16 protein-coding genes and 1 riboswitch are annotated in these 24,406 nt (G+C 28.4%); of the genes, 5 read left to right on the top strand and 11 right to left on the bottom strand.

The genetic code is table 11. From position 1 onward, the window contains the following. Nucleotides 1-44 precede the first annotated feature (44 nt). Nucleotides 45-4,481, bottom strand: coding sequence for a discoidin domain-containing protein (locus ACYUCG_RS05660; RefSeq protein WP_460268266.1), 4,437 nt, complete (start codon nt 4,479-4,481; stop codon nt 45-47). Nucleotides 4,482-4,694: 213 nt separating this feature from the next. Between ACYUCG_RS05660 and ACYUCG_RS05655 the strand changes: the two genes are divergently transcribed. Continuing rightward, entirely contained in the window at nt 4,695-5,321 is a 627-nt protein-coding gene (locus ACYUCG_RS05655; protein WP_003449118.1) for a TrkA C-terminal domain-containing protein, read from the top strand. 57 nt (nt 5,322-5,378) lie between these two features. On the opposite strand, the gene ACYUCG_RS05650 is transcribed toward ACYUCG_RS05655, so the two are convergent. From ACYUCG_RS05650 to ACYUCG_RS05635, 4 genes are all read right to left on the bottom strand, one after another. After that, nucleotides 5,379-6,131 (bottom strand): hypothetical protein, encoded by a 753-nt coding sequence (locus ACYUCG_RS05650; RefSeq protein ID WP_060794332.1) that lies wholly within the window; start codon nt 6,129-6,131, stop codon nt 5,379-5,381. A gap of 91 nt (nt 6,132-6,222) precedes the next feature. Continuing rightward, nucleotides 6,223-7,371: a YibE/F family protein gene (locus tag ACYUCG_RS05645; RefSeq protein ID WP_460268265.1), complete on the bottom strand. Its 1,149-nt coding sequence runs from the start codon at nt 7,369-7,371 to the stop codon at nt 6,223-6,225. Between the two features lie 80 nt (nt 7,372-7,451). After that, entirely contained in the window at nt 7,452-12,587 is a 5,136-nt protein-coding gene (locus tag ACYUCG_RS05640; protein WP_460268264.1) for a CehA/McbA family metallohydrolase, read from the bottom strand. A gap of 238 nt (nt 12,588-12,825) precedes the next feature. Continuing rightward, nucleotides 12,826-13,329: a GNAT family N-acetyltransferase gene (locus ACYUCG_RS05635; RefSeq protein ID WP_060796579.1), complete on the bottom strand. Its 504-nt coding sequence runs from the start codon at nt 13,327-13,329 to the stop codon at nt 12,826-12,828. A 298-nt stretch (nt 13,330-13,627) separates the two neighbouring features. On the opposite strand from ACYUCG_RS05635, the gene ACYUCG_RS05630 reads away from it, so the two are divergent. The 4 genes from ACYUCG_RS05630 to ACYUCG_RS05615 all read left to right on the top strand — a co-directional run bounded on the left by ACYUCG_RS05630 (nt 13,628) and on the right by ACYUCG_RS05615 (nt 18,248). Continuing rightward, nucleotides 13,628-14,416, top strand: a complete 789-nt coding sequence (locus ACYUCG_RS05630; protein ID WP_373575946.1) for a histidinol-phosphatase — start codon at nt 13,628-13,630, stop codon at nt 14,414-14,416. Between the two features lie 348 nt (nt 14,417-14,764). Beyond that, nucleotides 14,765-16,078, top strand: coding sequence for a sodium-dependent transporter (locus ACYUCG_RS05625; RefSeq protein WP_460268263.1), 1,314 nt, complete (start codon nt 14,765-14,767; stop codon nt 16,076-16,078). A gap of 94 nt (nt 16,079-16,172) precedes the next feature. Next, nucleotides 16,173-16,276: riboswitch (TPP riboswitch) on the top strand. 91 nt (nt 16,277-16,367) lie between these two features. Continuing rightward, entirely contained in the window at nt 16,368-17,063 is a 696-nt protein-coding gene (thiT, locus tag ACYUCG_RS05620) for an energy-coupled thiamine transporter ThiT (RefSeq protein ID WP_460268262.1), read from the top strand. A 108-nt stretch (nt 17,064-17,171) separates the two neighbouring features. Continuing rightward, a complete protein-coding gene (locus tag ACYUCG_RS05615; protein WP_060796582.1) occupies nt 17,172-18,248 on the top strand; it encodes a pyridoxal phosphate-dependent aminotransferase in 1,077 nt (358 codons plus the stop codon). A 141-nt stretch (nt 18,249-18,389) separates the two neighbouring features. On the opposite strand, the gene cax is transcribed toward ACYUCG_RS05615, so the two are convergent. The 6 genes from cax to ACYUCG_RS05585 all read right to left on the bottom strand — a co-directional run bounded on the left by cax (nt 18,390) and on the right by ACYUCG_RS05585 (nt 24,251). Continuing rightward, nucleotides 18,390-19,436: a calcium/proton exchanger gene (gene cax / locus ACYUCG_RS05610; protein ID WP_003472725.1), complete on the bottom strand. Its 1,047-nt coding sequence runs from the start codon at nt 19,434-19,436 to the stop codon at nt 18,390-18,392. Between the two features lie 440 nt (nt 19,437-19,876). Continuing rightward, the gene (locus ACYUCG_RS05605; protein ID WP_460268261.1) at nt 19,877-21,160 is read right to left on the bottom strand and encodes an alkaline phosphatase family protein; all 1,284 of its coding nucleotides are present in this window, start codon (nt 21,158-21,160) and stop codon (nt 19,877-19,879) included. Nucleotides 21,161-21,228: 68 nt separating this feature from the next. Continuing rightward, on the bottom strand, nt 21,229-21,564 hold the full coding sequence (locus ACYUCG_RS05600) for a hypothetical protein (RefSeq protein WP_460268260.1): 336 nt from the start codon (nt 21,562-21,564) through the stop codon (nt 21,229-21,231). Between the two features lie 334 nt (nt 21,565-21,898). Beyond that, on the bottom strand, nt 21,899-22,312 hold the full coding sequence (locus ACYUCG_RS05595) for a hypothetical protein (protein WP_240298386.1): 414 nt from the start codon (nt 22,310-22,312) through the stop codon (nt 21,899-21,901). A 198-nt stretch (nt 22,313-22,510) separates the two neighbouring features. Further along, a complete protein-coding gene (locus ACYUCG_RS05590; RefSeq protein ID WP_060795870.1) occupies nt 22,511-23,422 on the bottom strand; it encodes a DUF368 domain-containing protein in 912 nt (303 codons plus the stop codon). A gap of 37 nt (nt 23,423-23,459) precedes the next feature. After that, entirely contained in the window at nt 23,460-24,251 is a 792-nt protein-coding gene (locus ACYUCG_RS05585; RefSeq protein WP_460268259.1) for a M15 family metallopeptidase, read from the bottom strand. Nucleotides 24,252-24,406 lie beyond the last annotated feature (155 nt).

The following is a 24,406-nucleotide window of genomic DNA, read 5'->3' as shown; positions in this document are numbered from 1 at the left end:
ACCAAAATCAAAGATTCTGGTCTTTTTCTTATTTTTTTATTTCTCTAATTTCTGCTTGTTCTTAAAGTTATTGACTTCTTACTAGAAATTTCTCCATTTGAATACTTAGCAGCTATTTTAAAGTTGTAAATTGTGTGTCTATTTAAGCCTTTGAATTTATAAGTTGTCTCATCAGCACCAACTTCTCCAACCTTTTTACCATCTTTATATAGAATATATCCTTCTAAACCTTCAGTTGTCTTTGGAGCTTCCCAAGTTACATTTACATATTTTCTACTAACCTCTGAAGCCTCAAAGTTTTCTACTGGGTTAACAATTATCTCTGCACTACCTTTGCCTACTAATACCTCTCCACTTGTTAATCCTAATTCATAAACCTTTCCATTTTCTCCATCACCTAAGTTTGCTGAAATTACTTCAAAAATTTCTCTTTCTGATTCACTCTTAGGAGTAAGTGTTGCCTTTACTAAGTTTGCAGCATTTTCTATAGGATTTCCTAAACTAGCAGCTAATATTTTTACTACGCCTGGTTCTACTTCTTTATAATTTACCAAAACTCCATCTATTCCATTTGTAACTTCAACTAAATCAAATACTTCTTGATTATATTTTAAAGTAAATTCTGCTGCATAAGCTGATAAATCTTCTTTTATTTCATTAGCACCTAAGAAAATATCAAAATTCTCATTTACTTTAACACTTTCTGGTAAAGTTAAGAAACTTTGTCCAACATTTTCTTCTGGAACCTCTAAAACTTTATGAACATTCAATTCAGCAGCTGAGGCAAATCCACCATGACCAGCTTTAGCCACTAATCTTACATGAGTTGCTTCTACTGGATCAAATTTTAATACCTTAGTACTATGGTCAGCAGCCCAATCGCCCTCTAAAACCTTTGTAAAGTTTTCTCCATCAGTACTAACTTGGAATTCATATTTACTTATGCTACCATTTAAGGCATCTTGTCTTGGCATGTAAGTAAATTTATTGATATTATAACTTCCTCCTAAGTCTAAAGTAATGTGTTGAGGTAATGCTTCTACAGGACTCCATTTAGTATGCCATATAGTACTTTCATCTCCATCTATAGCAAAATCAGCTATTCCCTCTGATCCTATATTAGGATGTTCACTACTAGCAGTTGCACTCATTTGTTCTTGAGGTATAACTGTAGGATCTACAATTTTATGAGCACCATCCTTAATAGTAATTTCATCTATGCTACCCTTAAAGGAATTAGTTGAACTTCCTATTTTATCTAAAGGTAAAATAAATGTTCCTACCTTGCCACCATTACTCTTACTTATAGTTTCTATAAATTCTCCATTTACATAAAGACTTGTTTTATTTAATTCTCCAATGAATGTTAACTCAACCCATTCATCTTCTGGTAATTTATAATTAAATGAATAGTCATATCCTTCTCTTGAGAAACCAACATTACCAGTTTCTTTTTGACAAGCCTTTAATACTCCTGTGTTAGATTCTGATAATATTTGCTCACTATAATCTCCATTTGCATCTTTCTTCACCCACATAGAAACTGTATAGTCTAAACCTTTGTTATCAATTGGAGTATCAATATAACTTTCTCCTCCATTTAATTTAATTCCTTTTCCTTCTTTACCTTCTACAGATTCTACATTTACTCCTGTAGCATTATATTCATTTCCAGAATTATCTTTAATATTTTCTGTAGACTCTTCTTCAAAATCATAATCAATTACAGTTTCATTTTTAGATTCCACATCATAAGTTAAGTTAGAATCTGGAACATCACTTACTTTGTCAACTCTTTCTTTAAATTCTTCGAAACTCGTTTCACTATCAGGTGCCGCCCACATTTTTTCTGATAAAACTTGAGCTGCCTGGAATGATCTATCATAAATATCTCTTTCAGATATTCCATTGGCTTTTTCATCTATCATATCATTCCATACAGCAAACATTCCTCCCTTTAATTGAGGATGTCCTGCTGGAAGTTTGTAATCTGAAGCAAATCTTCTTGGTTCCCACTCATTATACAAAAATCTTGTATTAAGATAGTTATTATAGTAACCTGCTTCTGGAACTATATAAAGATCTGCATCCTGGGTATTTAAAATATCATAGCCTTGATTTATCATATTTCTAGCATCAGCATATCCCCTATACCATATATTCATAAGGACTCCATCGCTAGTTACAGGAGTTTGTCCTGGGAAAACATCTAAACTTCCCCATAGTCTTGGATTTCTACCATAGTCATCTCTTACTTTTTTAAGATATCTATCTGTAAATGCTCTAAATTCTTCTTTTTTCTCAGGTGCTCCCTTATACTCATCTGTTCCAATATGGAAATCTTGATCTCCAAAGACTGGATTTTCTCCACCTAAATATTCATCAAATAATCCATCTACAAACTCATAAACCTTTGGATTACCTACATCTAAATAAGTTGCATCTCCTCCTGTACCTAATGCTAAAGATTGATCATAACGAGTAAATGCTAATGAGTGAGCAGGAACATCTATTTCTGGAATAATTTCTACTCCATGATCCTCAGACTTTTCTATAAATTCTCTAAATTCTTCTTTAGTATAACTTCCATCTGTTGCCGTTAAACCTGGATATGTGTCAGATTCTAATCTAAAAGCAGCATAAGCAGTTTCCCAATTCTCATTATTAGTCCAAATATAGTTATCACTTAAGTGAACTTGGAAGTTATTTAATTTGTACCAAGACATAGCTTCCATAAACTGCTCTAAATAATTCATTGTAAAGAATTTTCTTCCAACATCAAGCATAAATCCTCTATTTTCATATCTTGGGAAGTCTCTAACTATTCCTTTTTGAATAGTTTCTCCATTTTGCTTTAATATTTGAAGTATTGATCTAGTTGAGTAGAAAGCTCCTGTATTGTGAGTAGCTTCAACTTTCACGTACTCATCTACATACATGTAATATCCTTCTTCTCCAATACTCTTATCTTCACAATTTAAAGTAAAATAAAAATCTCCTTCTACAGGTGAACTTGAGTAAACTATTTCAATTGGTTTACCAACTATCTCCTCATAATCAGATTTAAATTCACTTGCAGTTTTACTTAATTCATTTTTATAAGTAGGATCAATAACTATTCTTGAAGAATCTCTTATAGTAAAGTTTCCATCTTTTCCAACCCATTCTCTTAAACTTGGAACTACTTCTGGCCTAGTATTGCTTCCTAAAGAACCAGAATACTTACCAGGTACAGTTATTTCAATACCAGTAGTTTCTCTTTTTAGACTGCCTTTTTTTATTTCAAAATCCACAACTACCTTTGTATCAACTAAAGGCTCATTTATGGTCATATCATCATTTATTATTTGATTATAGTCTGCTCCAATAAATTTTATCTCAAAACCTTTTGGAACCTCTGGCATTTGAAGTTTAGCATCTCCCTTATTTATAGTAGGAACTTCTAATGAGTTTAAAACTTCATCTAAATCACCAGATGAAGGAATCTCTCCATTATATATCTCTACTTCATATAAGGATACTGCATTCCATACATCTGGATTATTTTCTTCACAGTAAACCCTTACATACCTTGCATTTTCTTTTTCACTTAATTCTATAACCTCAGTGCCACCTTTTCCAGCTTCGTTTCTATGAACTGTTTTCCAATTTTCATTATCATTAGAAGTTTGAATTTCATAGACCTTAGCATTGGCAGCTTCCCAGAATAATCTAACCTTGTCAAAAGTGCTTTCCTTTTCTAGGTCAATAGTTATCCACTGTTTAGCACCATTAGAAAATCCTCCACTTGACCATCTTGAATTTCTTGAAGATGTATCTCCATCTACAACTTTATCTGGAGTAAGTGTATTAGTTTCTGATGCTGATGCCGTAGCACTTTTATTTAAAGCAATATTAACTCCTGTCTCCGTTTCTGGAGGAGTTACATTATCTTGATTTTCGTTATCATACACTTCTACTTCATATATTGATACATTTCTCCATTCATGAGCTGTATCTTCACAGCTAACTCTTAAATAATTAGCAGTTATATCTTCTCCAAGATCTATGGACTCTTGATTTCCCTTACCCTCACTTGTTGCATAAACTTCTTCCCAAGCTTCTCCATCATTAGAAACCTCTAATTTATAATTTCTTGAATATGCACCATCCCAAAGTATATCAACTTGATCAAAAGTAGTTGCTTCTTCAAAATCAATGTATATCCATTGTGGTACACTTCTTGAACTAGCCCATCTGGAATTCCCAGGCTTAGCATTTGAATCACTTGGTTTATCCTTAATACCATCTGTTATTAATTCTGCGCCCCATTTATCATTAACTTCTCTTGAAGAAGCCACAGTCCTTTTGTTTAACGCTAAATTGACTTTATCTGACTTATTTAACTCTGAAGCAAAAACAGATAGCCCATTAGCTGAAACTATGCTTGCTGCTATTCCACAAGCTATTAACCTTTTCATCCTTTCTCTATTCTTTAACAAAATTCCACCCCCAAATTTCCACACTAATTCTAAGTACTATATTTGTTCAGTACATTAAATATATATAAATAATTTCACAAAGATATGTTAATTAAATTTTTATTTTTCATTCTTATTTTCAACTAAAATATTCTTTATAATTTACAAATCTATTATCTAAGTGATAAAATCAATTTAGTGCAATATATTAATCCTATGGAGCGTGATATTATAATGGCTAAACGTACAAAAACGCCAAACTACATAAAAATAGCTATTGATATAGCTAATAGAGTTTTAAATAATGATTTTAAAGAAGGAAGTAAAATTACAGGTCGTACAACCCTAGTTAGCATATATAAAGTTTCACCTGAAACTATAAGACGCTCAGTGGCCTTACTTAAGGATATGAACGTAGTATCTGTTAATGAAAAAAGTGGAATAATCATAAATAGTAAAGAAAATGCCAAGGACTTTTTAAGCAAATTTAAAGCTCAATCTGACTTTACAACCCTAAGCAATGATACTTATAAAATATTAAAAGCTAAGAATGAATTGGACAAGCAACTTGAAAAAAACATAGAAAATATAATTGAATTTGCTACGCAACTTAGGAATGTAGGGACTGTTATACCCTTTGAAAGCATTGTTGAAAGTGAAAGCTTTGCTGTTGGAAAAAGTATTGGGGATCTAGACTTTTGGCAAAATACAAAGGCAACTATAATAGGAGTTAAAAGAAAAGGAGAAATGTTCCTTTCTCCAGGACCTTATTTCAAAATAATGGCTGATGATATAATAATGTATGTTGGTGAAGATGAAGTTTTAAAAAATGTAAAAAACTATATATCAAATAATGAATAATTTTTTCAATAAAAAAAGTATGCTATGACCTTGAGAGGGCATATCATACTTCTTTTTTTATAAATAACTACATTCTTTTTCTTTTAATGATCTCTTATCAAAAGGATTTGTAATTAATGCTTTTAAGAATAATTGTGGATAATTAGATTTTAATTGTTTCATATACTGAATCCATTCAAAGGTTAAATATTTATAAGCAATATTTATATCTTTTGCTAAATGTTGAATTTCATAATCTTCTAATTCATGAGAACATCTACTACTTAGTTCTTCTCTTAGATGTAGTATTGACATAAGCATATCTGAGAACTCTTCATGCTCTATTAACATTGGATTAGTTATTAAGTTTATAACTAAATCCTTTTGAGCATTTAACTTCTTTTCCAAAGCTATTAAATCCACCTTTTTAATATCTATATCATACTCATATCCATCTACTAATTTTTCTAAATTTTTAAATTCATTTTTGTTCCATTCCTTAGTTACTAAGGCTTCTTTAGCAATTATTTCTGTATTATCATCTGCATAAACAAATGTATTTAAAATATCTGTTCCTAATTCACTAAAAAACACTCCTATAAGCATACTTAGCTTATCCCTTAAATGCTCTTTCTCCCTTTTTTCAAGTAATTTATCAATTACTAAAGTAGTAAAGAATACTTCCATAGGTATAAAGGCTATATCTGCAAAAAGAAATATTAGTGTATGATGTAAATCTTGAAATATAAGATAATGCACGTAATGTAAAATTAGTGATAATCCTATTAATCCAATTCCAATCATAAGAAACTCTTTCTTTTGTTTACTCATTATTGTCCTCCTCATTTAGTCTTAAATATTCTCAATTAATAATGTCTAGAGTTTTATACTATCATATTATATCCCTGATTTGAAAGGCTTTTTACACTTTTTTTAAATTCAACTTACAAAAATAACTTGCTACAAAAGCTGTTATTGGCACTGTAAGTATAATTCCTATACTGCCTGCAAGCCCTTGCACAACTTCTATACAAAGCACATCTAAATTTAATATTTGATTTTTACTCATATTAGAAGCATATAACATTATTATTGTATTTAAGGACCCTCCAGCAAAAGCTAATATTAATGTATTAGCCATTGTTCCTATTATATCTTTTCCTATATTCATTCCACTTTTAAATAATCCTCTTTTATTTAAAGTATCATTAATATCATTTATTTCGAAAATTGATGAAGAAATAGACATAGCAACATCCATAACTGCCCCTAAGGATGCTATTAATATAGCTGCAAACATTATTCCATGAATATTTAATGAAGTATTTTCAGCTATATACATCATACTTTCAGCTTCTTCCATACTAATACCTGATAAATTTGCAAGTTTTCCAAAACCTATTGCTATTACCCCTGATATAATTATTCCACTTAAAGTTCCTAAAATAGCAGTAAAAGTTTTTTTATTTATTCCAGAAACTAAAACCAATGTAACAATAATACTTATAAGCGCTGAAAAAATTGCTGCTAATATTGGATTTACCCCTCTTAACATTAGTGGAATCATTAAAAATATTATACAAACACAAGTAAAAAACAATGAAACTAATGATTTTATTCCCTTTATTCCACCTACTCCTATTATGACTATTACAAATAATAGTACTAGCAAAAATATTATGTTACTTCTTTTATAACTATAAACAGCTATATCTTTTATTTCATTCTTCTCATAAAAGAAACCTAGAATTACTTTAGTATCTTCCTCAACTGGCATATTGTATATTCTGCTAATATTATTTACGATTTCATATTCCTTACCCTTTTCTGGTCCCTCTAAAATTTCTATGACTATATTTTGATATCCTAGCTCTATACCCTCTATGTATTTATCTCCTTCTAACATCTCTTTAGTTATTCTCTTTACTTTTCCTTCATAATATTGCACATTTTTATTTAGCCTATCCTTCATAAAGCCATTATCAAATATAAATCCTGAAAACCCTATAATTAAAAAAGATATTAAAACTGTACTTATAATAAAAATAATACTCTTTTTACTATTTTTCATAATATTTCTCCCACTACCCTAACTTATTGATTATTGAGGCTGACCTAAAGAAGGCCAGCCCTAAAAACTTAATAAATTATTTATCTTACTTTTTTTCTTTTAGAAACCATATAAAATCCTAAAGCTAAGTATAAAGCCCCAAAGCCCATAAGAATATTAGCATTCATTCTATTACCAGTGTTAGGTAATTCTTCTGGTTTCTCTGTATTAGGTTCATCTATACCTGGTTTATTTTCTTCACCTGAATCATTTCCTGATCCATTATTTGAATCTCCACCATTATTTGAATCCCCATCATTATTATCAGAATCTCCATCATTAATTTCTTTTAAAACAACTAATGAAAACTCTTTATTGTTACTTTTTATTTCATTTCCTTCAGAATCAAAAAGCTTTATTCCTATACTATATCTACCCTCTGATTCAAAAGAATGTTCAAAAATTAATTTCTTAGATTCATTCACCTCTAAAGAATCTATTTTTTCTTCTTTTAATAAAACTTCATTTTCACCATTGTTAGCAAAGATTTTTAAAGTTACATTTTCTAAAACTTCCTTAGTGCTATTTTCTACTTTAGCTAATAAGCTTATTTTTTCATTTTCTTTTATTTCATTTTTATCACTTGTAATTTCAGTGTTTATAGCTCCAAGATTTTCTTCTTCCTGAAGAACAATTTCTCCAGTATTTCTTACTCTTAATCTATTGCCCTCTGGGTCTTCTGAGCTAAGTCCTATTGCTGAAACAGTATCACCAACTTTTATTCTTGGATCCCATTTACCTTTCATATTTTCATTTATTCCATCCCATATATATCCTTCAACATATATTCTTGAAACTCCTGAACCATCATCTAAGTAAAGATTGCTATCATCCATGTTAACAACTTTGCCTGTTACCTTTGTTAACCATCCTTCATTCTCATGAAGCATACTATCTCCAGTGCTCATTTCTTTAGGACTCACTTCATTTATATTTTCATCAATTATCTCTAAATCTGCACTTTCATCACTTATTTGTATTTCAAATTCACCTTGGTATGCCTCTACTCTTCCCTTAACTCTTACTTTTTGTCCAACTTTTACAGGAGTATTAGAAACACCAAAAACATTTATTCCACCAGTTTCATCTTGAATGTATATAACTTCAAAGAAAGCATTCTTAGGTTCTACAGCCTCTGATTGAGCTGTTACTATTCCCTCTAAAACATACTCTTCTCCTAATCTATCTGGTTCTCCATTATTATTTTTATCTTCTCTAAATTCTTTAATAGTAAGCTTTTCTAATTCTTTTTCAGGCAACATCCAATTTATTATATTTTTTGTTACCTTACTATTACTTTTACTTTCAGCATTAGTTCCATCTATTTCAAAGTTTGAGAAGAAAGTACTTCCAGCTACGGCTACCTTTCCTCCATTAGATAATTCTTCTACTGCTAAAACATTAACTTGTCCTTTTTCTACTGGAACATTATCCTCTTGTTTATCTGAATCATCTGTTCCTGTAGTTTCATGACCACTTACTAAGAAATCGACATTTTCTCCCTTAGCCCCATCCTTTAATACTATTGATGATCCACTATAGAAACTAAATTTATCCTCTTCACCTAGTCCTTCAACAAGATTAAAGTTAGGAGAAGAATACTTATTTAACATAAGTCTAAATTGTTGTCCCTCATTAACTTCATAATCTGCAACTTGGTCATCATTTACTCTTAATTCTGAATTTATTTTCTCTAAAATAGGATTTAATTGAGCACCATTACTATACTCTCCAACTCCATCTTTATAATCTGCCCTTGATGTAATGATTATATTTCCACCATTAGCCATGTATTTTCCTATTGCGTCAATTTCTGAAGTCGTAAAATTACTTTTGTAAACTTCATACTTAGGCTCATCAGTTCCTTGAGGGTCAGTTATAACTAATAGGTCAACATTTTCTAAAGATTTTTCTGTTATTTCTTCTTTGTTTATTATAGGAATACAATCATTTTCTGTTAATAACTTTTCAAAAGCATCTATTTTTCCTGCATAGTTTCCTGTTACATATTGATTAGCATGAGCTCCATCTATCATTACCTTATAAACATCACCTTCATTTACAACTTCTATCTTAGAACTCTTAGTAAATGTCTTGTCTGTTCCATTTATTGAAATTGTAGCTCTTGCATAAATAGTAAATTCTCCTGCTCTTTCAGGCTTCCATGTTATAGAACTTTCCTTTAAGCTATTTTCTTCTAAGCTTTCTATAATTTCTTCTCCAATTTTCTTCTCATCTGAAATTTCTCCATTGAAGAATTCAACCTTTATATTGTTTAATCTTTCAGAACTATTATTATAAACTTCTATTGAGAATTTAGCCTCGTCACCAACTAAAAGCATATCTTTATCAGTTTTTAATTCATTTAATCCTACATTTACATTTTCCCCAATCCATACTGGAGCTGTCACTGCAATATCTTGATCTCCTTGTACTACTTTCACATAATAGTAGCTATATTCAGGTTTAAGTTTGAAATCCCAAGAAACTTTATTGCTATTAAATTCCTTTGAAATAACCTCTACTCCCCCATTAGCTATTATTGAAACTTTCTTTATAGTATCCTCTTTATCCTCATCATTTATTTCTATATTAAAATCTAAATCCTCTACTTCACCTAAATTGCTTCCCATTATTTGATTATTAACAGTATAATCAATAGTCATATTCTTATCCTCTGAAGAATACACTTGCTTTTTGTTCATAGCTTTATATAAAGCATCCCTTGAATTTTCTTCTGATAATATTATTGTTCTAGCATCATTTGCTGTAAGCCATTTTCCCTTATGATTATCTTGGTTATTAGTGGGAGCAACATGCCATCCCTTATCTAAGGCTCTTGTATAATATTCATAGCTTGGGAAATATCCACTACCTCTTACAGGTCCCTCTCCATTTCCAACCTCTATTAAATTAACTACCTTATCTGCTCCTTCGCTATAAAAACCAAAGTCTGCAAAATCACCAAAAGTCTTTCCTGGATGATTTAATTGAGAAACTGACTCTGGCAATTGAGAAATAGTATTATAATAATTTTTTAAATTCATATCACTATTTTTTCTTGTTTCAAATCCTGGAGTATTAAATGTATTTATATGTCCCCATCCTCCAGTAGATCCTGACCAAGTCATTTCATAACCATACATAGCAACAAAGTTACCATCATCATTATATTTATTAGATATATTTTGAGCATTACTCCAAGCTTTACTCATTGATCCATCATTTATATTAGCTTCAGTGTCATTATCAAACCAATTTGAGTGATCTGTTACAGCAAAATAATCAGCCTTTCCTTCATCTCTTGCCCATTTATAAGCATCCTCTAAGCTTCCAGTTCCATCTGAAATATTAGTATGTGAATGTAGTTGTCCATAATAATGATTTATCTTTCCTACTCTAAACTTCCATTCTTTCACCCTATTATTTCCTAAAGAATCACTTACACTAACTTCTACTCTATGTTCTCCATCCTCTAAGTCTTCTTTAATCTCATATGAAAAACCAGTTTCTGTTATTTCAGCTACTTTAGTTATGTCTTCATTATCTAATTTAATTTTTACACTTTCTACATTTACTCCAGAATTATCTATAAATTCTCCACTTATAATAGGTCTTCTGTTTTCTCCTACACTTGAGTTTTCCTTAGGTAAAACATTCTTAACCTCTGGTCCACTTAAGTCTTCATCTACTACCTCAAAAGCATATACTCCACTTTCTGGTACTCTTGAAATATTTTTACCATCACTAGCTTCAATATAATATTCCATTCCAGAAGCTTTTAAATCTTCCTTAGGTATTAAAGTTTTAAATATTCCATCGTCCTCTTTTAATGCTACTTTTTTAAATTCAGTATCCTCTTTTCCCTTAAAGCTAATAGATACCTCTTCTAATTTATTGTTATCACTTACTTTAGCTTCAATGTTTAAATCTTCATTTATATTAGCCTTTTCAATTTTTTTATGAGTTATTACAGGACTTTCATTATCTTCAACTATTTTTGTAAACTCTGCTGAAGAACCATAAAGTTGAACTTTATCATTGAATCTTCCAACAACGCCTTTTACATCTACTAAATCTCCTGTTTTAACCTCTAAACCTGAAGGTATAAAGTAAATATCTAAAACATCCTCTCCTTGTGTTAATGTTTTAGCTTCTAAATCAACCAATGCATTTTTTAACTCAATATAGTGAGAATCAAAATTTGACTCTTTTAATTCCTTAATAGTAACTAACTTAGGATCAGGCATTCCTAAATCCCCTAAAACTTTTATATCAGTAGATTGTACTTGAAGTAATCCATTAAAATTATCTAATGTACCACTTATTTCAATCTTATTACCCTTAGTTATTGCTCCAAAATCCACACCTGATTTGAAGTTTGAAACTGCAATAGCTCCTGTTTCATCCTGTATATGAAGAGTTTTATTTCTATCATTAAAAGTTACAATACCTCTTGTAGTAACTTCCTCTCCTAAATTTTTATTTCTTGCTTCCTTTACCTTAAGAACTTTTTCTGAAGGATTTTCTCCTTCACTCCATGAAATATCATGCTTTCCTAAATCATCATATAAATTTCCTGTATCTACATCCCATTGAACAGAAATATCAAAAGGTATTTTATCTATATTATTTTCACCATTTTTTATTTCAGCTTTTCTTCTAGCACTTATGAATTTACTATCATAAAACTTTTTATCTTTTTCTGTCTTAGCTCCAAATGAGTCTATTATCTCATATCCACTTCCAGTATTTTTTCTAAGTAATATAACATCATCACCATTAAATCCTACTGTTTGGCTTCCTACCCCTAATTTATTTTCTAAATCATTTATAACCGCAGTAAACTTCTCATCTTTTCCTTGGTTATTATAAATTACATAAGTCTCTCCACTTTCTATAATCTTATCTTCTAAACTTTGAGAAACTGGACTTCCCTCATATTTTCCATTTGAATATACAGCTAAATCATAATTAGAAAGATTTATTCCTTCCCCTGTTCCATTAAAGATTTCAATAGCTTTTGAATTAGATGGTCCATGTAAATATTCTGATATTATTAAGTCTCCCTCTTGTGTCTTAATTTCCTTAGCAAAAGTAGGATAAGATGTAAATAAACTTCCTATCATGCTTAAGGATAAGGCTTTAGTTATTAAAATCTTATAATCCTTTTTCATATGAATCCCCCTTGAAACAAATTTTTAAATGCTAATTTTCCCTCCCCTCTTTTCAACATATATAGAGTAATAAATACATTTTTTAATCTATTCCCCTATTTTTTTCATAGCATTCATTATATGTTTATTCATAAGAAAAACTCTTTATTCTAACTTTACATAACCTTAATGCAAATTTAACAATAAAAAAAAACCAATTCATAGTCTATTTAAAACTATAAATTGGTTCATATCATGATCACATTATTGATTTTTCAAGACATAAGAAAGGTTCTACTATATCTCTCATAGACATCATTTCTCCTACATGTACATATCCTAAGTTTTTATATAAATTAACTGCGTTTTCATTTTTATGATAAGCACTAATTCTTATGGAATTGCACTTTTTTTCCTTTGCCATTTCTTCTACAAAATCTATCATTTTTCTTCCATAGCCTTTTCCTCTGTGAGATGGTGAAACAGCTATTCTATGAAATGATAAAAATGGTCCATCAATTTGCCATGCAATATCATTATAAACATCATAAGCATAATCATTAATAGTAGCAACAGCTACTATTTCTCCAGAAGCTTCTATTCCATAAAGATGTTTATTAGAGATATCCTTAAAAATTATTTCAGTATTGGGATAACTTTCGTTCCAATTATAAAGTCCTCTTAAATTCATTTCTTTTACAACATTATCATAAATACTTTTAACCTTGTTTAATTCATGTTCTTCTATTAATCTTATTTTCATTCCTCTTTTTACCTCTTCTAATAAATTAATTTAAAATAATGTTTTATTAAAAAATCAAATCAAAATTTTACCCCATGTTCATATCTCCTTTAAATATTAATAATAAAATAACTTTAATTAGATAAAGTTTCCTTTGTAAACTATCTGCTTTAAATATGGTTCATTACTTATCGTGGAATAATTTTATTTTATTCAAAAGAAAAAGTCAAAGAATTTTCTGTTAACATTTTTTTGTTTAAAAATTATTAATATTTATCTTTTATTTGCTTTTTTGATATACTCTATTTGAGGAGAGGAAGTGGAATTTATGTTAAAAAAAATTAATTTTCATACCCATACTAAAAGATGCAAACATGCTAAAGGAGAAGACAAAGATTATATTGATGCAGCTATACAAAATAATTTAGATATTTTAGGATTTAGTGATCATGGACCTTATCCAGATAATAGATTTGGTCTTAGAATGAACTTTAATGAACTTGAGGAATATAAGTCTACTTTAGAAAAGCTTAAAATAAAATTTAAAGATTTTATTCATATTAAAATTGGTTTAGAAATAGAATATTTACCTTCAGATGATTTTTATTATAATTATCTTAAAAATGAGTTGAAATTTGATTACTTAGCTCTAGGTCAGCATTTATTTTTAACTAAAAATGGTGAATTAAAAAATACATATTCCTTAGAAAGTACTAAAGACTATATAGAATACGCTGAAAGTATTTGTCTTGGCATAAAAAGTGGATACTTTGACTTTGTAGCTCACCCTGATTTAATCTTTATAAATGATTTTCCTTGGGATGAAAATTGTGATAAAGCCTGTAATTTAATTATTGATACAGCAAAAAAATATGATTTCATATTAGAATTTAATGCAAACGGTATTAGAAGAGGAAAGAAAAAATATTCTGATGGAGAAAGATTCCCTTATCCCTATGAAAAGTTTTGGAATAAGGTTTCTTTAGCAAAGGTTAAAACCATAATTAACTCTGATTGTCACACTCCTTATGATCTTTGGGATAATACTATGGATTATTCCTATACCCTTGCTAACAATCTTAATTTAAATATTATTGATAATATTTAAAAATTAAATCCTTGCATTTTAATATTTTTAGGTATATAATCAATATAAATTTGTTTTTAGGAGAATTTTTTATGATAAATAGTACAAACTTAATAAAAGCAAAACTTAATAATTCTTATTATTGCTATTATAGATAGTTTGTATTTATGATTGAATATATGCAGTCATAGATACAAACTCCAAAGGAATTTTGGATTGTATCTATGATGGCTTAATTTTCGTTATAAAGATAGGTCACATAGGTAATACTATATGGCCTTAATAAAGAGTTTTAATACCCTAGGTCGTATAGTTTAACTATATGACCTATTTTTTTATATTTATATAAAAATCTAGGAGGTATTTTAAATGAAAGAACGAGAAAATTTTACTGGAAAGTTTGGATTTGTAATATCCTGTGTTGGCGCTGCTTTAGGACTTGGTAACATATGGTTATTTTCCTACAGACTTGGTCAATATGGAGGTGCTGCATTCTTAATACCATACTTTTTATTTGTTTTTATACTTGGAACTACAGGTCTTATAACTGAATTTTCCTTTGGTAGAAAGTTTAAAGCAGGTTCATATACTGGTATAGTTGAATCTTTTAAAAGCAAATCATTAAAGGGAGGAAAATTCTTTGGTATGCTCCCTCCTATAGGATTAACAGGAGTTTTTATATTCTACTCTATAGTAATAGGTTGGATTCTTAAATATTTTTTCTTAAGTTTAACTGGATCTATTAATACTATTGATACTACTACTTACTTTAGTAATTTTGCTGGTACACCTAATACAATCTTTTGGTTTGCCCTAGCAATAATATTAACTTTAATAATAGTTTGTTTAGGAATAGGCCGTGGTATAGAAAAATTAAATAAAATAATAATGCCACTCCTTCTTTTAATTTTTATAATTTTAATCATAAGATCTCTAACTTTACCTGGTTCTTTTGAAGGAGTCAAATATCTATTGGTTCCAAGATGGGAAAACTTATTTAAAATAGATACTTGGGTAATGGCTCTTGGTCAAGCCTTTTTCACAGTTTCCCTAAATGGATGCGGCATGGTTGTTTATGGTAGTTATATAAATGATAAATTTGATATTCCATCATCTGCAATACAAACTGCCATATTTGATACTTTGGCTGCTCTTTTAGCATCTCTTATGATTATGCCAGCAGTTTTTGCTTACGGATTAAATCCTTCATCAGGGCCATCTTTATTATTTATAACTTTACCAAAAATATTTCAAGGTATGAATTTTGGTGCCTTACTAAGTACATTATTTTTTCTTAGTGTAATATTTGCTGCTATTTCATCCTCTGTAAATATGTTAGAGGGTCCTGTTGAAGCATTCATGGCTCACTTTAAGTCAAATAGAATAAAAACTTCAATTGCAATATCAGTCCTTTGTTTTTTATGTGGAATACCTTTATCATTAAATATGGGAATCTTTGATAACTTCTCAAATCTTATTACAATAATAATTTCTCCACTTTGTGCTTTACTGGTAGCTGTTGTATTCTACTATATTATTGGTGGCGAAAATGTATTAATAGAAGTAAATAAGGGAGCTCATAAAAAACTTGGAAAATGGTTTATTCCTTTAGGGAAATACATTTTTATCTTAGTTACTATACTAGTAATAATTCTTGGAATAATATATGGTGGTATAGGTTAAATTTAAATATCAAAATTTAAATAAAAATTTTTATTTAATAATTAATATCACTTGACCTAATTGCAATTTGCATATAAAATAAACTTAGAATTATTTCATGTGCTAGGGGTGCCTTTAGGCTGAGAGATGATTATTTATCATTAACCCTCAACACCTGATCTGGTTAATTCCAGCGTAGGGAAGCGTTTAGGGCTGTATTTAAACCGGATCTATATTTAGATTCGGTTTTTTTATTTACATTCTTTAGACTCTCTAAGCACACTTAAAGTTTAAGGAGGGGGTAAAAACTATGATGTCATTTTCACAAATAATAAATGATTTTATTCAAAGTTTTTCATCAATTAATTTAGGAGGAAATTTTAAGGAGATTGTAACTAATCCACTAACAATTCTTACTTTAATAGGAGTCCTAATAATATTAGTTTTACTTATAAAGGCTAAAGACATCAAATTTGATGCAAAAATGCTTACAACAATAGGAATTGCTTTAGCACTTACTGCTGTATTAAACATGCTAAAGATATATAAATTTCCTCAAGGTGGAGGAATAACTTTAGGTAGTATGATTCCTATAATACTTATTGCTTATGCTTATGGTCCATTAGTTGGAATGCTTACTGGATTTTTATTCGGTATAATTTCTTTATTTATAGATCCATACATACTTCATCCTGTTCAAGTATTATTTGATTATCCTATACCATATATGGCATTAGGAGTAGCAGGATTCTTTAAAAACCATAGAATTTCAGGAGCTATAGTAGCAATATTTTTAAAATTTTTAGCTCACTTTATTTCAGGAGTTGTTTTCTTTGGAGCCTTTGCTCCTGAAGGAATGTCTCCAATTCTATATTCATTTTTAGTAAATGGTTCTTTAATAGGAGCTGATGGTTTAATATGTGTAGTTCTTTTAGGTATTTTACCTGTTAATAGACTTATTAAAGCCATAAATTCTAAAAGCGTAACAAGCAAATACGCATCTTAAAATAAAGTAAGGTCTAGATTTCATTAAAATCTAGACCTTTTTATTTTTTAATTAAAGAATTATACTATAGTTAAGAGATAAAAAGTTACATAAACTTAGGAGGTACTTATGAATATTAATCATGGTGCTAATTTATTTGATTTATCAAATGAATTAGGTCTAAATAAAACAGATATTAAAGATTTTAGTTCAAATATAAATCCATTTGGAGCATCTAAAAAAGCTAAAGATGCACTTTTAAATAATATTGATATGGTTTCTATATACCCAGATCCTAAATATACAGATTTAAAGGAGTCAATCTCTCAATATTGTCATTGCAAAAAAGAAAATATTATAGTTGGTAGTGGAGCTACGGAACTAATATCCTCTTTTATAAGTGTTATTAACCCTAAAAAAGCTTTATTACTTTCTCCATCTTATTCAGAATATGAAAGTGAACTTGAAAAGATAAATTGTGAAATAACTAAGTTTTTTTCAAAGGAAGAAGATAATTTTAAAATAGATGTTAATAAATTAATAGATAGCATAAAATCTTCAAAGTTTGATTTAGTTATAATTTGTAATCCTAATAATCCTACTGGATTTGCTTTTTCAAAGGATGAAATTTCTCTATTATTAAAAAATACTTCATCAATATTCATGGTTGATGAAACTTATGTTGAGTTTACAGAGCCTGAAATTTACTCCTCTACTCCACTGGTTGATATATTTGATAATCTATTTGTAATTAGAGGAACTTCTAAATTTTTCTCAACTCCAGGTATAAGATTAGGTTATGGACTTATTTCTAATAAAGAAATTAAAAAGTCAATGGTTGAAAAACTTGATTTGTGGAACATAAATATCTTTGCTACAACAATGGGAGAAATTATGTTTAAGGATAAAGAGTATATTCTATCAAATACCTCTAAATTAAAAGAAGAAAGAGATTATCTATTTAGAGAATTAAGTTCAATAAAGGACTTAAAGGTATATGAAAGTTACAGTAACTTTATACTTTGTAAAATTACATCTAAAAAGTTCACTGCTACTGAACTTTATAATAAACTTTTAGAAAAAGGATTAATAATAAGAAACTGCTCTTCTTTTGAAGGTTTAAATGAATATTTCTTTAGGGTTTGTGTCTTAAAACCTGAAGATAATAAACTTCTTATAGAAAATCTTAAAAATTTATTTTTATAATTTAATATAAATAAGAGGTTGCATATACATAATTTTTATTATTAATTATATATGCAACCTCTTAATTTTTGAAATTATATCTTATTTAATATTATTAGTACTTTTTAAAATTTACCTGTTTTATTTAATTAATCTTTTAATTTAAACGATCATAAACATAGCTGCTATTATTATGTAAACAGCTAAAAGTTGTACTCCTTCAAGCCAATTTGATTCTCCATCATTAACAATTCTATTAGCTATAAGTACAGAAACTATTAAAGCTACTAATTCAAAGGCATTAAATATTATGCTCATAGGCTTAAATATAAGACTTAAAAATATTAATACTGGAGCCACAAATAAAATAACTTGCAAACTTGATCCTATAGCTATTTCTACTGAAACATCCATTTTATTTTTCATTGCCATTATTATTGCTGTGCTGTGCTCTGCAGCATTACCTATTATAGGAATTAATATTATACCTACAAAAAGCTTACTTAACCCAAGAGTCTCTGTCATTGGTTCTACTGCCCCAACTAAGAACTCACTTTCTATGGCAATTATTACTGTAGCTACAACAAGCACTGTTATGGCCTTTTTCAATGACCATTTAGCTTCTCCATCTTCCTCATCTTGTTCCACTGCATATATATCCTTATGAGTGAAAAATGAGAATATTAAACTTAATATGTATATAGCAAACATTACTACAGCAACTATTACACTTAAACTTTCATATTTTGTGTTTAAAAATTCTGGTTTTATTGTATGCATAAATATAGCAGGAATTGTTAATCCAATAACAGCAAATAATAACATACTTGAACTAGTTTCCATTACTTTTTTATTGAAACTTTGTGTTTTATATTTTAATCCTCCTGCTAGCATACTAGCACCTAGTACTAATAATATGTTTCCTATTACAGAACCTGCAATAGAAGCTTTAACCACATCAAACAAACCATCTTTTAATGCAAAAAATGAAATTATAAGTTCTGTAGCATTCCCAAAGGTAGCATTTAAAAAACCACCTAATTTTGGCCCAGTATAAAATGATATTTCCTCTGTTGCCTCTCCCATAAGACCTGCTAAAGGAACTATTGCCAAAGCAGATAATACAAACATAAGAGTTGGAGAAAAATGCATAAATTCACCTATAATACTTATAGGAATAAATATTAAAAGCCATTTTAGTATTTTCATCTTTAGTCCTCCATATATAAAATAATTTTACTAAAGATAATTATATCACTTTTGTTAACTATTTTAACAAATTATTCTTAATTTACCTATTTAAAATATTAACATTAATCTATATTTTAAACTAATTTTTATTTTATCAATATATAAAAAACTAAATATATCTTAGCTATATTTATAAAAAGATAATAGTTATCTTTTTATAAAACTTGAATTATATATTTAGTATGATCAAAATCAACTTTTATTATAGAGCTTTTTTCTAAAGTTATTCTTAAAAGCAAAAAAAACGCTATTTTAAGCGTTCTTTTAATTAATTACATATCTACATTATGAAATAATTTTTGGCAATATTTTTTCTACTATTTTAAAATATCATAATTTTGCGACAATTTCAACAATTTTATTCAATTAATTATTTTATTCAAAATTCTAGAAAATTATTACAATTTTAATATTCTCTCTTCAACTATTCCATCTGCATTTTGAAAATTAAAACCTAATATTCTTCCTAAGGTTGGTCCATGATTTATAAGCTTACCTTCCTCTAAAACAACACCTGATTTTATTCCTCTTCCAAAAGCTAAAAAGAATGTTCCATAATCATTTTTTCTAGGGGAATATCCATGAACTGCTTTATAAGTATGTTTTTTTCTTATATCTTTAGTTTCCTCAATAACTTTTCCTTCATATTCATTTGAAAAATAATATCCTCTAGTAGCTTCTACCATAAAATCACATTGATCATTAGCTCCAGCTTTTATGGCCTCTTCCTTATTTAATATGTATTCTAAAGCGCCTTCTTCCTTAAGCTTTTCCAAGCTCTCTAAACATTTCTTCTCATCTTCTTTATTTTTATTATCTAAATAAATATAACATGAGCCTCCACATTCCCTAGCTATTGCTTTAAAGCTTTTAAGCTTTCCATCCTTTAATTCTATTAATCCTTCTTCCCTAAAGATACTATTAAGCCTTATTACCTTATGAGTATCTATTGCACTATGATCTCCTAGTAAAATCAATGTTGTGTTTTCATATATCCCTGCCTCTTTTAAACACTGTATTATCTCTCCTACTCTAATATCGTGTCTTTTTAAAGCTTCTAAGGCTTCTAAACTTTCATATCCATAATCATGTCTATGAGAATCTACATCTATTAGATGAACCATAGTTAAATTAGGCTTGTATTTTTTTATTGTCTCCTTAGCACATGCTGTAACAAAGTTATCTAAATAAGGCTCCTTTGTACCTTTTCTAAGAGACCCAAACTTTTTATTCATACTAAATTGATAAACTTTACTTCCAGCTAAAGCAGACATGATTATTTGATTATGCCAAGGTTTTGTCTCAAATATTTCTGGCATATTATAATCTATTTTCATTTTTCCCGTAACTGGCCAAACCACTGAAGCTGTTTTAAGACCATTTTTCTTAGCTAGTCCCAAAAGAGTTTCTCCCTTTATTTTATTTCCGTACCAGTTCCAATTTGGATTTTCATCCTTAAAATTTAATACTATATTATTTGTTATTCCATGATTAGCTGGATATTTTCCAGTAATAATGGATACATGAGCTGGATATGTCAAAGAAGGATATATTGTTTCTACATTCTTTATAAGAGCTCCTTCTTTCATTAGCTTAGATATATTAGGTAATTCCTTCATTATTTCAATATCTTTTGAAGATACTGCATCTAAAGAAATTACCACCATGTATTTATTATTCATTCTAATTATCATCTCCTGTTCCTATTAAATTATTTTAATTCTTTTATCCTCTATGTCAATGATAATTTTTATATTTTTAATAACTCTTTAAGTTCTTTATAAAGAGACATATCTATATCACCTTGTAATTTGCTTAAAATCTTTTTGCCCTCATCAATCCTTCCATTTCTCACCTTTTCTAAAAAAGTACTTACCCTCCATGATACTTTCATTTTCTTACTTAAAAACATTAATAAGCTTAATAAAAAAGTAGGCAATAAAACTCTAGGCTCTATTAATGCAATTACAACTACAATCCAAGCTATATTTGAAGCTATTTTATAAGGTTTGCAAATTTTACCTACGTCATCACTATATTTTAAATCATAAACTCTATTTTTTCTCTCAAAAACTTTACTTCCCATATATTCTCCCCCTATTAATAACTTAACAATTCAATTATAATCCTATCATACATATTTTTCCATATAATTAAATAAAAAAAGGCTTATACCAAAATAATTTTTTATAAAACTTACAAACACTATAAAGAGAACATCTAGATGAGCTTTAGAATTTAAATTATTACGGAAAAGGTATTACGTTAAAAAGCTGAGATTGTTCGAAGCGTAGCAAGTTTCGAAGCTTTAGTAATATCTTTGAAGTAATAATTATAAATTCTTAGTGAAATCTAGTAGTTCTCGGAATATGTTTGTAAGTTTTATTCTTATATTTTGATACAGCCAAATCTATTTTTTATTATCCTATTATTTCTCTTGCCATTTCCTCTAATTTTGCTTCTCCATCCTTTTCTGAGAAGTTATAGAAACAATTAGCTACTTGTATTTTTTTAGCTCTTGATATATTTAAATCTGTACTTATTTTTTCTAAGTAATCAATTTCTTCTATATCACAATCCTCATCAACAAGTCCTATTCTAACAAGTTCAAAATAAACAATATTTTTAACCTTTTCTGATGAATTTTTTATAATTTCTACTGATTCTTCATATGAAAGATTTCCCAATTCCTCTTCTTCTAAACCTAATTCCTTCATATATGTACGAATTAAATCTTCTTCTTCTTTTTTGATATTCTCATCAGCTAAAGCAAATTCAGTTACTAAATTTATAAATGCTAATCCTTGTTCTTTATTTAACTCTTTTAAAAACATTGCTTATCCCTCCGTATAAATAATTTTTAGCTTATTATTAATAATACTATAAAAAATTTAGTATAACAAAGTCTTTAAAGTTAATTTTTAATTAAGAAATGACTACAATTCTCTATTTACCTTATTATATTCTAAAAATCTACAATATTAAAGAAAAAGCTGTCATTACGTAGAAGTAATAACAGCTACTATATACTTTTATATATTAGAAACTTTTTCTTTCTTCTCAAGGTATCCTTTTAACTGTTGTAGCCCTAAAATTAAAGCTCCTCCTATAATAAAGAATAGGAAATTAAAACTACTTAAATTCATAGCAGCCTTTGGAATCTCTAATGTAGTAGGCCCCATAAAAACTGCATATATAGATCCAATCATTAATCCTATTATAAAATAAATCATTTGAGATCTATAATTTGAAAGCAAGAATTTTATTAATCTTATTGTAGTTATTATTCCTACAATTACTCCTAAACCAAAAACTATAAGCATAGGTAAATAACTAAAATTAAATGTTAAAACTTCTTTAACCCCATTTACCACTGGTGCATAAAGACCAAATATTAAAAGTAATGTTGATCCTGATATTCCTGGTAAAACCATTGCTGATATAGCAATCATTCCAGCAAAGAAAACATATAGTGCAAGTGGTAATGAAAACTCATTTAATACTAAACTTGTTCCTTTTGCACTTCCTGTAGCTGGATTAAAATATGTTATTGCAGCAACAATAGCCATTCCTAAAATAGCATATATTATGTATCCATAGTTTTTCTTTAATGATTCTTTGTCTTCACTAATTATTATTGGTATAGAAAATATTATAAATCCAGTAAATAAAGAACTGATTTTATATATTTCTTTATCAAATATTGATGCTATAAATAATATTGATAAAATCATACCAGTTATCCAACCTATTCCTAGTTTTAATAGGAATATTATAGCATCTTTTTTGCTTACATCAGTTTTTTTTGCAGATGTTAAAGCATTTAGCGAGCTTATGAACTTATTATAAAATCCCATTATAAAAGCTATAGTACCACCAGAAACCCCTGGAACACTATCTGCTAAAGCCATTAAAAACCCTCTTATAAAGTTAATCACATACATAGCCTATCTCCTTTAAAATCTTATATTTAATATATTATTATTTTGCTATATCCAATTCATCATATAATTCCTCTAATGTAATATTATTATCATAACAATATTTACTTACTTCTAAATCTCCAATATATCTATAATGCCAAGGTTCATAACTATACCCTGTTATATCTTCCTTTCCTTTTAAATATCTTAGAACAAAACCGTATTTATAAGAGTTTTCTAAAAGCCACTGTCCTTCTTTTGTATCCTCAAAAGATTCTTCTAATTGAAATCCTATAGACCTAGTAGTAAAGTCTACAGCTAATCCTAATTGGTGCTCACTTGTTCCTGGTAAAGCTACAAGATTGCTTGAATCACTCTTCTCTTTTTCTAAAGCCCTACCATATAAATATTCCTGTTCCTCATAGGATCTATAGGCACAAGATAGATATAAATCTAACCCGTCTTTTTTTGCATCACTAAAAAGCTTTTCTAAATCTTTTTTTAATACATTGCTAACTCTGTTTCTAGGTTCATTTTCTAATCCTACAAAATTAACATTTGGAATAATTAAGTCCTTTGGCTTATAACTTTTATCTATTGAGTTTTCCTTATTTACAACTTTAAACAATCCATCCTTATCATTTAAAATTATTTCTTTAATACGAAGCTGCTCTTCACTAAGCTCTTCTTTATTTAATTCTTTAATTTCATTATCTATCTCTTTATTAGAACTTATGTTACTCACCTCTAAAGCTTTCAATTTGTAAGACTCATAGCTTCTTCCTATAAAAAAACTAGTTATTGCTAATGTAATAATAACTCCTGTTAATATGTAACTTTTAAGTTTCACTTAAACATACCTCCAATTATTTATTAAACAGACTAATCTTTTAAATTATTACCAAATTAATATTATATAAACGTAATATTTCAAAAAGTTAAACTGTAAAATAATAATTGAAGTTTTCTATTGGGAATTAATACAAAGTTTATTATATTATAAAC

The organism is Clostridium sp. CTA-17, assembly GCF_054767895.1.
The sequence above is the reverse complement of the archived record's forward strand: the minus strand, read 5'-3'. Positions and strand labels throughout refer to the sequence as shown.